Raw genomic sequence first — 12,885 nt, forward strand, 5'->3', positions numbered from 1 at the left:
CATGTAAACGTAGTGAAAATGTTCATCTCTGACGTTTTTACCGAGTTTGAACACAAGGCCCCACACTCTATAGCGCATGAGCGACAACGCTCGTGCTGACTGTTTCGACGAGAAATAGTGAGTGTTTTTTGGGGAGAATTACTCAGGAGAGAAGAATGAATTGGTATATCGATGTACTGAAAAAGTACGCAGTGTTTAAAGGACGCGCTCGCCGCAAAGAGTATTGGATCTTCATTGTATTCAATATGTTTTTCTCATTGGTATTGTCTCAAGCTGACCAAATGCTGGGATATTACGATGCGAAAATGGGGATTGGGACCTTGGGCATGGTTTACGCTGCGGCGGTATTTTTACCAACGTTGGCAGTGACCGTGCGTCGTCTTCACGATACTGATCGCTCCGGCTGGTGGGCATTGCTCGGTATAGTGCCTTTTGGCGTGATAGCGTTGTTGATCCTTCAAGCGTTTGAAGGCACAAAAGGGGGTAACCGCTTTGGCCCTGATCCAAAAGGCAACGATTCTGCTAACGGCAATAGCAACGGCTCGCCAAAAGACGACACGTTTGCTGGCTAATATAGCCTAGGTTCACGCATCGTATTGATTTATACGTTGAATGCGAAAATAAACACCTGCACTTTGTAGGTGTTTCTCTCTATCCCTTAAGATCTCTCCGCTCTCGGATTTGCCCCTCCTATCTTTCTCAAATTTCTCTATTTTTACCTCGACGTCTTAAAAGGGAGATAACTGGTTGCGCTTACATTTTTCTCTTAACTGATTACTCATTAATCGGTATGAAAAGGGATTTTCTCGGACTTCTCTTAGCCTATTCGTCATCATTGAACAGCGTACACAACAAAATATTTTATGAATGCCCTTTCTCACTCTACGAAGCGTGAGAAAGGGCGTTGCTATTGCTGCTCAGTCGTGTCGCGTTGTCGAGCAGTAAAAGGAGGCAATGCTGTGTGTGAATCTACATCGGAAGTAAATAAAGACGATCAATACAATACCGACTATCAAATCGGTCAAGATAACGTCAATGTATTAGGACTTGATTTCCATAATCCTGTTTTCCCAATCTCAGCCATCATGGTGGTGGTGTTTGTGTTGGGTGTCTTGATTTTTCAAGAACAAGCTGCGGAGTTCTTTGGGTGGTTGCGTCCTGCTATCACGCAGTCGTTTGACTGGTTCTTTGTCATTTCCGCCAACATCTTTTTAATCTTCTGTTTAATACTGGCGTTCTTGCCTGTCGGCAAAATCCGATTAGGTGGTGATGAAGCAACACCTGATTACTCGTACCCAGCATGGTTTGCCATGCTGTTCTCTGCGGGTGTAGGTATTGGCTTGATGTTCTATGGCGTGCTAGAGCCAATGAACCACACGCTAAACCCACCTCTGGGCTTGGAAACCGGTTCTGCAGAAGCACGTAGCATCGGTACTGCTGCATCGATTTTCCACTGGGGTTTCCATGCGTGGGCTGTCTATGCGGTTGTGGGCTTGGCGTTAGCCTTCTTCCACTACAACAAAAACCTTCCACTGACACTGCGTTCAGCGTTTTACCCGCTATTGGGTGATCGTGTGTGGGGTGTTTGGGGACACGTCATCGATATCATGGCGGTATTGGCTACCTTGTTTGGCTTGGCAACATCGCTCGGTATAGGTGCAAACCAGATTGCAGCGGGCCTCAACTACCTGTTTGGTATTGATGCTGGCATTGAGACCAAATCGATTTTGATTCTCGTGATCACCTTAGCAGCACTTGTGTCGGTTTATCGCGGCATGGACGGTGGTGTTAAGCGTCTGAGTGAAATCAACATGGTGATGGCGGGCATGTTGATGGTGTTCGTGATTGCCGTTGGCCCAACAGCACTTATCTTCAGTGGTGTGGTGTCAAACACCGTGGATTACCTTAGCTGGTTACCTGCTCTTTCTAACTGGGTTGGCCGTGAAGACTCGGGCTTTTACCACGGTTGGACGACGTTCTATTGGGCGTGGTGGGTATCATGGTCTCCATTCGTAGGTATGTTCATCGCCCGCGTTTCTCGCGGTCGTACGGTTCGTGAATTTATTTTGGCAGTACTGATTGCACCGACCATCGTTTGTATTGTTTGGATGACGACGTTTGGTACCACTGCACTGGATCAAATGGATGGTGGCTACAACGGCGTGGTGAATTTGATCACTAACGGCAATTGGCAACCAGAGCTCTCCATTTACAAGATGTTTGAAGCCCTGCCGTTTACCGGTGTGATCAGCTTCTTTGGCATGGTACTGACGATCATTTTCTTCGTGACATCGTCGGATTCTGGTTCGCTGGTTATCGATACCATTACGGCGGGCGGTAAGATTGATGCGCCAGTTTCTCAGCGTATCTTCTGGTGTACCATTGAAGGCCTTGCGGCTATCGCACTCTTGATGGGTGGCGGTTTGGGTGCACTTCAAGCTGCGACCATTTCAACAGGCTTGCCGTTTGCGGTGTTCTTGTTAGTCATGTGTTTGAGCTTGTACCTGGGTCTGTCTCGCGAGCTACGCAGAAAGCAGTTTGCGTAATGCCCGATTTGCTTAGTGCCCGATTTGCTTAATGCACGTAGTGCTCAATGCACTTAAAGTCATAGAGCAAAAGTAAGCCGATAAAAGAAACCCGCCAATAGGCGGGTTTTTGTTTTTATGTACACAGTAGTCGTGGGCTCAGGAGTAAATAACCTGCAGGCTCAGTAATACACGGGCTCAGTAATATAAGCACATGCGCTTACCATTGGCTTCAACGATGTTAAACGGCGTGTCGTAAATATCTTCCAACACGTCCGCTTGAATCACATCATTCACCGTGGCATTGGCAACAATGCAGCCCTTCTTCATCGCAATGATATGGTCTGCGTAACACGCCGCGAAGTTGATATCGTGGATCACCACAATCACGGCTTTACCCATTTCATGCGCGAGGCGCTGAACGGTTTTCATGATGGAGAGCGAATGGCGAATATCAAGGTTATTCAGTGGCTCATCCAAGAACACATAATCCGTGTCTTGTGCGATCACCATGGCGATGAAGGCGAGTTGGCGTTGACCACCGCTGAGTTCATCCAAGTAGCGATGTTGGAGTTCGGCCAAATCAAGGTAGTGAATCGCCTGATCAATAGCTTCGTTATCCGCAGCGGTCAGGTTACCTTTTGAGTAAGGGAAGCGGCCAAATGCCACGAGTTCGCGAATGGTGAAACGCATGGTCATGCTGTTCGCCTGGCGTAGCACGGCCAGAGACTTTGCCAACTCTGCGGTGTTCCAATCAGAAATGGCTTTCCCGTCAATCACAACCGTACCACTATCTGGCGAAACTAAGCGTGTTGCCATGGAAAGTAGGGTGCTTTTCCCTGCGCCATTAGGGCCGATCACTGCGGTGACTTTGCCTTTTTCAAAATCGGTTGTTGCATCGCTAACAACGCGTTGTTGACCAAAGGCCTTACTGATTTTATCTAGAATAATCATGATGCTTTATACAATCTTGTTCTTGAGTAACATCCAAAGGAAATATAAGCCGCCCGCGAAATTCACCACCACACTCAGGGTGGTATCGAAGGAGAACAGGTTCTCTACGATCCATTGCCCTGCCAGAAGGGTACACACAGACAATAAGGCGCAGCCAATCAGCAATACCCGGTGTTGGAAAGTGTTGAAAAGTTCTCTGGCGAGGTTAGTGACGAGCAGGCCAAAGAACATCACGGGGCCAATCAGCGCAGTTGAAACAGCGATGAGCACGGCGGAGAGCATCAGCGCACGTTGGGTGACGCGTCGAACATCAATGCCCAAACTGATCGCATTATCTCGGTCAAGCCAGAACACATCTAGCGTGCGGTGCATTCGGAACAAGGCGAAGCTGATCACCGCCAACACTGGCAAGCAAAGGTAAACCAATTCCACTTTTACGTTATTGAAGCTCGCGAACATGTTCGCCTGCACGGCGGCAAATTCGTTGGGGTCCATCAACATGGTGATGAACGACGCGGCATTGCCAAACACTTGTCCGAGAATCAATCCCACCAACAGCAGCACTATTAGGTTTCGACCTTCTTTAGCGAAATAGAAACCGAACAGCAGCACGGAAAAAATCACCATTGCGCCCACAGATATGGCGAAGTTCAAATACGCGTTCAACACGTAGGCACTGAAACCGCCAAACATGGCGACGATCAGGGTTTGTGTCAGAAGGTAAAGCGCATCAAACCCCATGATGCTGGGTGTCAGAATACGGTTGTGCGTGAGGGTTTGAAAAACCAGTGACGATTGCGCGACCGCGATTCCTGCAAGTACCATGGCGAGCACTTTGGGCACGCGGCGAGAGAGGAAATATTCATAGTTGTTGGCCGTTAGCCCGACACAGATAAACAGTGCAGCGAAGACAAGGGCGGTGATCAGCATTAGGCCAATTTTCTTGGAATCAGACATGCTTTTGCCCCTTCAAAATAAGCACAATGAAGGCAAGGCCACCAAGAATACTCACGAGCATGGAAACGGGAATTTCATAGGGGAAAATAATCATTCGGCTGGCAATGTCGCAGACCAAGACTAAGGCTGCACCAAGCGCAGCGGTACGAGGGATGTTCTTTCTCAAATTGTCGCCGTAATACAAGCTGACCACGTTTGGCACCAGTAGACCGAGGAAGGGCAGAGTGCCGACGATCATTACCACGCTGGCTGACATGATGGAAACCAGCATCACGCCGATTAACACCACATGCTGATAGCGCAAACCTAGCCCAGTGGCGAAGTCTTTGCCCATACCGACGGCGGAGATACGCGTGGCGTAGAGGTAACTGAAAATCGCAATAGGAATGGCGATATAAAGCAGCTCAAAATCACCCTGCAAAATCGTCGCGAAGTTGGCAACGGCCCATGCGCTGAGCATTTGTACGGCATCATACTTGTAGGCGATGAAAGTTGCCCCCGCATCAATGATGCTGCCGTAAATGATGCCGATAAGTGGCACAAACACGGCGTTACGAAATTGAATGCGTTGGATAAGGGTAACGAACAGCAGGGTGCCTAGCACGGCAACGCTGAAAATAAGCCAAAGCTGATTGCCGTTGCCGAAAAAAACCAAACTCAGCACGTAGCCGAGCATGGCACATTCAATGGTGCCCGTTGTAGACGGAGCAGCAAATCGGTTTTGGCTGATCTGCTGCATGATAAGGCCAGCAATACTGAGCCCTGCACCGGCAAGCAAAATGGCAAATAAGCGTGGAAGACGGCTGGTGAAAAAGAGGTTTAGCGCCTCAGGATCACCTGCGAGCAAACTCGCTGGCGAAAGTGGGCTGACGCCCACAAACAGGGAAAACAGGCTTAATAAGCCCAGAGGAAGCAATAACTTGAACAAGATAACCTCTGCTCTCCGGGAGCAAGTATTAAAGCGTTACGCTGTTTTTGATGTCTGAAACCATCTGCTCTGTCGCCGTAATACCTGACATGGACAAGTACCAAGCGTTCAGGTCTAGATAGGTCATTTTGCCTGTCTTGTAGGCTTGTGTACTTTTCACTAAATCGTTGTCGAAGTCTTCGCGTGTGGTGCTGTCCGCAGGGTTGATCAGGGTGTCGCGGTCAATGATCAGCAGCGTTTTTGGGTTGGCTTCGCGGATGAATTCGAAAGAAATGGAATCGCCGTGTGTCGCGGTTTTGATGTCTTTCACGGTTTCTTTGAAGCCGAAATCTTTGTAGATAACGGAGAAGCGTGACTCAGGGCCAAAGGCGGTGATGTTGCCACCTGAACTCATTACGGTCAGCGCGTCACTGTTGTTGGTGCTGTTATGTTCGCGTATGGCATCGAACTCTTTTTCCAGTGACGCGATTTTTTCTTCGACCAAGGCTTCTTTGTTGAAGATTTTTCCAAGGTTACGCCATTGTTCTTTCGTGCCTTCCCAGTAGCCTTCCGCTTGGTTATTGGCGAAGACAACAACAGGGGCGATTTTTGATAGTTCTTCATAGCTGGTGGAGCTACGTGGACCCACGATGATCAAATCCGGTTCTTGCATGTAGATCTCTTCGAAGTTGGGTTCGAAAAGGCTACCTGCATTGGCGTACTTGTCGCCTTTGTATTTCTCAAGATAAGCAGGGGTTTGAGACACTTTAGATACCGCCACAGGGTCGATGCCGAGCGCGTTTACAGCGTCCAGTGAACCAAGGCCGATAACGACGACTTTCTCTGGCGTCCCATCGATTTGGGTTTGCCCCATCAAGTGATCAATGGTGATGTTGTGTGCATGTGCAGAGAATGAAGCAAAAATGGAAAGCACCATCGCTTTGAACAAGGTTTTCATGTTAACTCCCTATTAATATAATGAGAATGTTTCTCAAAAGCATTCGCAATATACATTCGGGGAGACGGTGATTCAACCTGTTATGTGCAATCGGTTCTGCGCTAAACACAGGAGATAAGGTTTTTTGCGAGTGTTGCTGTTTTTGATCTGTTTTCGAGGAGGCATAAGGTTGGCAATTCTCATTGGAATAAGTGACTTTTAACTAATGAGAATGATGTTTTCAAAGTGATAATTAGACAACAACCAATGTGAGTGGGCGTCACTTTGTGGATTTTATACCGACATTTCAAACAGGCATTTGATAACGTAGCCACGCGTTATGTAGGCTGTAAATTAGTATTAAAACAATAATTCGAACACGTCTAAAAGTAGTAAGGATATTCGAATGAGGTGGCTGTTTTCTGCGTTTTTGAATTACGCAAAATTCTCAGGTAGAGCAAGACGAAGAGAATACTGGGGCTTCTTCTTCTTACAAAACGTTGTACTGGCTCTTTGCTTTATGATTGATATCGCAGAGTCAGGGGTAAACAACTTTCAGGTGTTAGATTTACAGGCCACCGCCGTATGGATAGCCTTGACCGTTATCCCTGCGTTATCCGTTACTGTGAGAAGGTTTCATGACATCAATCGATCTGGATGGTGGTGGCTCATTATTATTGTTCCCCTGATTGGTCCGCTGATTGTTTTGATATTTACTTTGCTACGGGGCACCAAGGGTACTAATCGTTATGGCTGCGATCCTAAAGGCATTTTCAGTAACAGCTTTTGATGGCGCTTACGGCATGAGCTGCAGCATCTAATGCCCCTTCTAAATAGCCACCATACCCGCGGGATGCTTCTGTTCCGGCAAACAAGATATTCGGATGCGCGCTGTCTTTGGTATTGATGCCATAGACACCGTGCGATGTGGCGATATCTTCTTTGGTCGCCGTCAGAGGATCTTGGTACCAATCAATATATTCAACCCTGAGTGGCGTTTGTGCTTCTGGGCCAAACAATCGAACCGCCTGTTGAAGAATCAGTTTCTTCAACGTCTCATCCCCCGCGGTTTTTCTTGCTGGGCCATTGATGCCCATAAAGCCCATGATCGCGCCGTAGGAAGGCTCACCATTGATGTCGGGTGACGCATCATGGATTTCTACCAATGGGCCAACATTGCTGTTTACTGAACCAGAAAATCCCATCTGTCGCCAAAACGGTGTTTCGTAGATCAACACCGCTTTCGCATGCGCAGCCATCCAGGTTTCGGTGCTATCGAATGCCTTTTTCAGAGCAGGGTCTAGGGCGGGGTGGAACGTAATATTTTGAGAGACCAATCTAAGAGGCATGGCGAATACAATATGTTTGGCTGACAAGGTGCCATTGTTGCCATTGCGTTCGTACTCGACCAAATAGGTTTCGTCAGCTTGCTTTGTGATACCTCTTACTTGCGTGTTCAGGAAGCGTGTTTCGGATGGCAGTTTTTCCAATAAACCATTGATCAATGATTGCATGCCTCCGTGAAGACGGTAGGTATCGGGCATGATGTCATAACCGATATCGATGGCTTGAGGCGGCGCGCCACGCATTTTATCCACCAAGTAATGGCCGTCGGAAAACTGCTTATAAGCTGTGATACCCAGCGCCTCGATGAGAGCTGACAATTGCGGGTTGATATTGGGCCAATACCACGATGGGCCAAGATCAACGCGCGCTAGGCTTTCGTCACTAAGAGAAGTTGAAACGATACGCCCGCCAAAGCGATCTCTTGCTTCTAGCAACACATAGTCATGTCCTTGTTGCTCTAGCAAATGCGCAGCGTGCAAACCGCTTAATCCGCCGCCGATGATCACTGTGTCTGTCATTGTTTTCATGCCTTTCCCTTAACGCTATATCTTCCGTGGAGTTTATCGCGTTAGCGCACAGCCGCGACGCAGGATTTATTCGGTGGTGGGATAGTTTTTCTTTTTCGTTATTCCACGTTAAACCGCAACAATGGGGTGTTTTCCCTTTTAACGAAAAGATAAGCTATTTCAATGATAGCGTTGTCATTAGCAGTGGTGTTGTTCACAGAGGTGTCATGCCAGTTCGAACAATCAGAGGCGAACATGCGCAAGACTCTGTGTGCTAAGTTGATGTGATGACAGAAGCGTTTTCTTGAATGTTGAAGGAACCGTATTACTCGGAGCTTATATTGGGATGTGGCTATTTCAGGCCTAATGGGGAAAGCACAATGTTGGGGCATTCAGGCCGTGTTAGCAACGAGGTAGATGATGGACGCATCTAAAAAGCGATTTAGAACATCAAAGATGAATAGAATTGCCCACCTCAATGGGATTCGAGCATTTGAGGCTGCTGCACGACACCACAGTTTTGCAGGCGCAGCACAAGAATTGAATGTCACCTCAGCGGCGGTGGGACAGCAAGTGAGACAACTTGAAGAGTGGCTGAATGTTCGATTATTCAACCGCGCAACATCAGGGTCATCGCGTTTAACGCTGACGGATGAAGGTGAACGGGCCTTCCCTGATATTCACCGTGGCTTTGAGCTGATTGGGCGGGGGTTAAATCATCTTTTTGACGAGCCTCAAGAGGATGTGATTACTGTATCTGCCAGCCCTTCGATAGTGTCTAAGTGGTTGTTAACCCGCGTTAATCAATATCAATTGCAGCACGATGACATTGATGTTCAAGTGGAAACTAACGTATCGATAGTGGATTACACCGAGCAGGGCATAGACGTAGGAATTCGTTATGGGTTGGGGCAATGGGAAGATGTGTGTGCGCAACATTTGATGTTTGAAGACATTTTCCCCGTGTGTTCGCCAGCGTTTGCAAAACAACACGGCCTGAGTGATACGCCGCCTGACATGTTGCGTGATATTCCCTTATTGCATGATTTATCCGTGCCTTCCAACAGTGGTTACCCCTCGTGGCAAGAGTGGTCAGATCGTGCAGAGGTTCCTGTCCCCAACAAATTACACGGTTTGAAGATCAATGACTTTGCGAGCGTGATAGAGCTTGCGCGCAGAGGAAGTGGTCTCGCTCTGGGCAGAAGCCGATTGATTGAAGATGAGCTGAAATCTGGCGAGTTAGTGTGTCCGTTTGACTTGAGCAAATATCAGTTTCGCTCTCGGTTTTGCTATTTCCTCGTTTGGCAGCAAGATGAAGCGTCACGTGATATGAATGACCATGTTGATCGTTTCCGACAATGGCTGATATCCACCACCTGACGATGCTTGAATTTGCCTAGACCTAGGAAAAAAAGACGCATAATTTATGCGTCTTTTTTATAGCTGGCCGATGTGTCTTTAATGGTAGAGAGAGCCGCTTAGTACACGGTGGAATGCGTGACTTTTTTCCTTATGTATTCCAACACTGACGCCACATGTGCATAGGTGCTGTCGTCTTGGTCATCAGATTCCAGCATTGGGTCAACATTCACTGCATACCCGCTATCAGACACGACGTAAGTCGGTGCTTCCATTTCAACATGAGCAATACCTGAAGCCTGTTTGCGAGAAGTAAATTGTACTCTCATGGCATTATCCTTCTATTGAAAACAGGCTCTCTGCGACATGGTTTCTCGCCATGTAATTAGGCTGGTTAGTTCTGCAGGAATTTGAAGACCTGCAAATTCAGCAAACGCCAGCCCGTAAAACAAGGTGATATCAGCCATTGAAAAGGTACTCGCAGCGACATACAGATTGTTTTCCAACCGCGTGTTGAAATACGCAAACCCGGCGAGTGCACGTCGCTTCTGGTGGTTACCCCACTCTGAACATTGATAGGTCTCCAGCGTTGGACCTAGACCGTCGGTAGCATGGTGAAAGTAGGTGGCAACCGCATCCATCACCATGGACTCCGCTCTGCGTTGCATCATGTGGATCATTCCACGCTCTAACGGTGTTGTCCCCGTGAGCGATGGACCATCAAAAAGCGCATCAATATATTCAGTAATTGCCGTAGATTCAGAGAGGTATTCACCTTCTAATGTGCGAAGTACAGGCACGGTTCCTGTCGGATTCTTGGCATAGAATTGTTCGGTTCTGTGCTCAAGATTCATCACATCCACTTCAATGAATGTCGCTTGATTAAGTGCATTTTTCTCTGCTAATGCTGCACGAATACGCGCAGGGTTAGGGAAGCCTGTGGTTTCATAAATGGTAATGGTATTTTCTGAGGACATGACTTTTCCTTATCCGAGTCTTCTCGGTCGTTATGGTGTTATTCCTGTGAGATTTTTGGGCGTCTAGATGCGGACTTCGCCTGACCCAATTTTTTGGTAAACCACCGCGCCTAATGTCGTGGAAACGGTTATTGGGGTACCTGCTGGAAAACGCATCCAAGAGTGGTGTTCGTAGCTAACGTCGTTAATGATTGCTGTGCCTGATAACACGAAGAATTCCGTCACTTCGTCATGTTTGATGACGGTCGAGGTATAGCTAGCTTTAAACTGATTTAACGTCGTGTTTTCGATGTCTGATTGCCACAGTTGAAGTTGCAAATGCTTATCTTCAATGGTTTTCCAGTCTGCTTCATGCGTATTGAGGTAGAAGTAATCAGGCTCGTTAGATGGCACTTGGGAAAGCTTCACGAATATCTCGCAGCCTTCTTTGGTAAAAGGGGCGTGGGTCGAGCCGACAGGATTACGCACATACCAACCTTTGGTGAAATCACCGTTGTGATCAGAAAAGGTGCCATCAAGAACGATGTACTCTTCTCCCCCTGGGTGGCTGTGAGGTTTAAATGAACTACCTTGCGCATAGCGAACACATGACGTTGCTCGTCTCGCTATTTCATCACCTCGACGTTCAAACATCATGCGTTTCACTCCGACCATCGGGGTATCTGAGAAAGGCAATGAACCGCCAGAAACGGTAATTGGCACTGACAGGTCTACATTCCATTCGATGTATTCTTGGCTTGCTGTTTTTGTGTCTGCTGTTGTCATCTCGCAACTCCTTACCTTTGATTTGTAGCCAGTCTAAGGAGAGAGGGTTTTGAGCACGAGGCACAAAAATTATGAGGGTGGGATAGTTTTGGTTTCTCGGTAGGGTTTACGTGTTTTACTGTTTGTATTTAAAGAGAAATAAATTTCACGCGGCTTTTTTTTGGTGGCTTTTAGGCAATAAAAAACCCGCCTTTCAGCGGGTTTTAAGCATCAAAAACGTGTTGTCGTTGATGGTAAAGAGGAATTATTCAATCAGCTCTTTTGCCGTTTCAACCACGTTTTCAACAGTGAAACCGAACATCTTGAACAGCTCACCCGCTGGTGCAGATTCGCCAAAGGTGTGCATGCCAATGATACGGCCGTCGAAGCCCACGTACTTGTACCAGAAGTCGGCTATACCCGCTTCAATCGCAACACGCGCAGTCACGTCGGAAGGAAGCACTGATTCACGGTACGCCGCGTCTTGCTTGTCGTATACGTCTGTGGCTGGCATAGACACGACGCGTACTTGTTTGCCTTCAGCAGACAATTGCGCCGCAGCTTCAACCGCTAGTTCAACTTCAGAGCCCGTTGCAATTAGAATAAGTTCTGGCTGGCCAACGCAGTCTTTCAGGATGTAACCACCCTTAGCAATGTTCGCCACTTGCTCGGCATCACGTGCTTGTTGTGCCAAGTTCTGACGCGAGAAGATCAGCGATGTTGGGCCGTCTTTACGCTCGATAGCCAGTTTCCATGCAACCGCAGATTCTACTTGGTCACATGGACGCCATGTGCTCATGTTTGGTGTCAGGCGAAGTGATGAAATTTGCTCAACAGGTTGGTGCGTTGGGCCATCTTCACCCAAACCGATTGAATCATGGGTATACACTTGGATGTTCTGAATCTTCATCAGCGCAGCCATGCGCATTGCGTTACGCGCGTATTCCATGAACATCAGGAAGGTTGCACCGTAAGGGACAAAACCGCCGTGCAGCGCGATACCGTTGATGATCGCTGTCATTGCAAACTCACGCACACCGTAGTGGATGTAGTTGCCTGATGCATCGTCAGCCGTTACCGCTTTCGAACCCGACCACATGGTCAAGTTTGACGGTGCAAGGTCAGCAGAGCCGCCCATGAATTCAGGTAGCATCGCACCAAACGCTTCTAGCGCGTTTTGAGAGGCTTTACGTGATGCAATGTTCGCAGGGTTTGCTTGCAGGTCAGCAATGATTGCGTTTGTTTTTGCATCCCACTGCGCTGGCAACTCGCCGTTTACGCGGCGTTTGAATTCGGCAGCAAGCTCTGGGTGAGCAGATTCATACGCAGCCAATTTCTCGTTCCACGCTGCTTCCTTCGTTGCGCCTGCGTCTTTCGCAGACCACGCTGAAGAGATGTCTTGCGGGATTTCAAACGGGCCATGTTCCCATCCTAGTTGTTGACGGGTTGCTGCGATTTCGTCTGCGCCCAACGGTGCGCCGTGACAATCGTGTGTGCCTGCTTTATTTGGTGAACCGAAACCGATAACGGTTTTGGTACAAATCAGAGTAGGACGACCTGTTTCTGCTTTCGCAGCTTCGATAGCCGCATTGATTGCGTCAGCATCGTGACCATCAACAGCAGGAATAACGTGCCAGCCGTACGCTTCGAAGCGCTTAGGCGTGTCGTCAGT

The 12,885-nt window shown here is 48.0% G+C and carries 13 protein-coding genes; 4 read left to right on the top strand and 9 right to left on the bottom strand.

The features are described 5' to 3' along the window. Nucleotides 1–155: 155 nt before the first annotated feature. The gene (locus tag BCT27_RS05320; RefSeq protein WP_017009145.1) at nucleotides 156–572 is read left to right on the top strand and encodes a DUF805 domain-containing protein; all 417 of its coding nucleotides are present in this window, start codon (nucleotides 156–158) and stop codon (nucleotides 570–572) included. A gap of 387 nt (nucleotides 573–959) precedes the next feature. Then, the gene (locus BCT27_RS05325; RefSeq protein ID WP_102395249.1) at nucleotides 960–2,546 is read left to right on the top strand and encodes a BCCT family transporter; all 1,587 of its coding nucleotides are present in this window, start codon (nucleotides 960–962) and stop codon (nucleotides 2,544–2,546) included. Nucleotides 2,547–2,723: 177 nt separating this feature from the next. On the opposite strand, the gene BCT27_RS05330 is transcribed toward BCT27_RS05325, so the two are convergent. The 4 genes from BCT27_RS05330 to BCT27_RS05345 are packed head-to-tail and all read right to left on the bottom strand — an operon-like array spanning nucleotide 2,724 to nucleotide 6,301. Further along, the gene (locus tag BCT27_RS05330) at nucleotides 2,724–3,479 is read right to left on the bottom strand and encodes an iron ABC transporter ATP-binding protein (protein WP_102315979.1); all 756 of its coding nucleotides are present in this window, start codon (nucleotides 3,477–3,479) and stop codon (nucleotides 2,724–2,726) included. Nucleotides 3,480–3,485: 6 nt separating this feature from the next. Beyond that, nucleotides 3,486–4,436 carry an iron chelate uptake ABC transporter family permease subunit gene (locus tag BCT27_RS05335; RefSeq protein ID WP_102395250.1) on the bottom strand — a complete coding sequence of 317 codons (951 nt, stop codon included), beginning with the start codon at nucleotides 4,434–4,436 and terminating at the stop codon, nucleotides 3,486–3,488. Next, a complete protein-coding gene (vctD, locus tag BCT27_RS05340) occupies nucleotides 4,429–5,364 on the bottom strand; it encodes an iron chelate uptake ABC transporter permease subunit VctD (protein WP_102395251.1) in 936 nt (311 codons plus the stop codon). Before vctD ends, BCT27_RS05335 begins: the two co-directional genes overlap by 8 nt. A 28-nt stretch (nucleotides 5,365–5,392) precedes the next feature. After that, nucleotides 5,393–6,301 (bottom strand): siderophore ABC transporter substrate-binding protein, encoded by a 909-nt coding sequence (locus BCT27_RS05345; protein ID WP_102395252.1) that lies wholly within the window; start codon nucleotides 6,299–6,301, stop codon nucleotides 5,393–5,395. A gap of 385 nt (nucleotides 6,302–6,686) precedes the next feature. On the opposite strand from BCT27_RS05345, the gene BCT27_RS05350 reads away from it, so the two are divergent. After that, entirely contained in the window at nucleotides 6,687–7,070 is a 384-nt protein-coding gene (locus BCT27_RS05350) for a DUF805 domain-containing protein (RefSeq protein WP_102395253.1), read from the top strand. Here the strand turns inward: BCT27_RS05350 and BCT27_RS05355 are convergent. Next, nucleotides 7,054–8,154 carry a flavin monoamine oxidase family protein gene (locus BCT27_RS05355; RefSeq protein WP_102395254.1) on the bottom strand — a complete coding sequence of 367 codons (1,101 nt, stop codon included), beginning with the start codon at nucleotides 8,152–8,154 and terminating at the stop codon, nucleotides 7,054–7,056. The two genes, BCT27_RS05350 and BCT27_RS05355, sit on opposite strands and share 17 nt — an antisense overlap. A gap of 435 nt (nucleotides 8,155–8,589) precedes the next feature. On the opposite strand from BCT27_RS05355, the gene BCT27_RS05360 reads away from it, so the two are divergent. Next, complete coding sequence (locus BCT27_RS05360) at nucleotides 8,590–9,513, top strand: LysR substrate-binding domain-containing protein (RefSeq protein WP_241905064.1); 924 nt, start codon at nucleotides 8,590–8,592, stop codon at nucleotides 9,511–9,513. A 98-nt stretch (nucleotides 9,514–9,611) separates the two neighbouring features. Here BCT27_RS05360 and BCT27_RS05365 read toward each other — a convergent pair whose 3' ends face one another. The 4 genes from BCT27_RS05365 to BCT27_RS05380 form a co-directional block, all read right to left on the bottom strand. Further along, complete coding sequence (locus BCT27_RS05365) at nucleotides 9,612–9,821, bottom strand: hypothetical protein (protein WP_102315986.1); 210 nt, start codon at nucleotides 9,819–9,821, stop codon at nucleotides 9,612–9,614. A gap of 12 nt (nucleotides 9,822–9,833) precedes the next feature. Further along, the gene (locus BCT27_RS05370; RefSeq protein ID WP_102395255.1) at nucleotides 9,834–10,469 is read right to left on the bottom strand and encodes a glutathione S-transferase; all 636 of its coding nucleotides are present in this window, start codon (nucleotides 10,467–10,469) and stop codon (nucleotides 9,834–9,836) included. A 63-nt stretch (nucleotides 10,470–10,532) separates the two neighbouring features. Further along, nucleotides 10,533–11,234 (bottom strand): cupin domain-containing protein, encoded by a 702-nt coding sequence (locus tag BCT27_RS05375; protein ID WP_102315988.1) that lies wholly within the window; start codon nucleotides 11,232–11,234, stop codon nucleotides 10,533–10,535. Nucleotides 11,235–11,478: 244 nt separating this feature from the next. After that, on the bottom strand, nucleotides 11,479–12,885 hold a 1,407-nt coding region (locus BCT27_RS05380), incomplete at its 5' end, for a transketolase family protein (RefSeq protein ID WP_102395256.1).

Origin of the sequence: Enterovibrio norvegicus (genome assembly GCF_002876705.1) — a bacterium.
Lineage (GTDB): Bacteria > Pseudomonadota > Gammaproteobacteria > Enterobacterales > Vibrionaceae > Enterovibrio > Enterovibrio norvegicus_B.

Coding starts and splice junctions, on each gene's coding strand:
- BCT27_RS05320 (WP_017009145.1), top strand. CDS start 156: ATGAATTGGTATATCGATGTACTGAAAAAGTACGCAGTGTTTAAAGGA.
- BCT27_RS05330 (WP_102315979.1), bottom strand. CDS start 3,479: ATGATTATTCTAGATAAAATCAGTAAGGCCTTTGGTCAACAACGCGTT.
- BCT27_RS05335 (WP_102395250.1), bottom strand. CDS start 4,436: ATGTCTGATTCCAAGAAAATTGGCCTAATGCTGATCACCGCCCTTGTC.
- BCT27_RS05345 (WP_102395252.1), bottom strand. CDS start 6,301: ATGAAAACCTTGTTCAAAGCGATGGTGCTTTCCATTTTTGCTTCATTC.
- BCT27_RS05350 (WP_102395253.1), top strand. CDS start 6,687: ATGAGGTGGCTGTTTTCTGCGTTTTTGAATTACGCAAAATTCTCAGGT.
- BCT27_RS05355 (WP_102395254.1), bottom strand. CDS start 8,154: ATGAAAACAATGACAGACACAGTGATCATCGGCGGCGGATTAAGCGGT.
- BCT27_RS05360 (WP_241905064.1), top strand. CDS start 8,590: ATGAATAGAATTGCCCACCTCAATGGGATTCGAGCATTTGAGGCTGCT.
- BCT27_RS05365 (WP_102315986.1), bottom strand. CDS start 9,821: ATGAGAGTACAATTTACTTCTCGCAAACAGGCTTCAGGTATTGCTCAT.
- BCT27_RS05370 (WP_102395255.1), bottom strand. CDS start 10,469: ATGTCCTCAGAAAATACCATTACCATTTATGAAACCACAGGCTTCCCT.
- BCT27_RS05375 (WP_102315988.1), bottom strand. CDS start 11,234: ATGACAACAGCAGACACAAAAACAGCAAGCCAAGAATACATCGAATGG.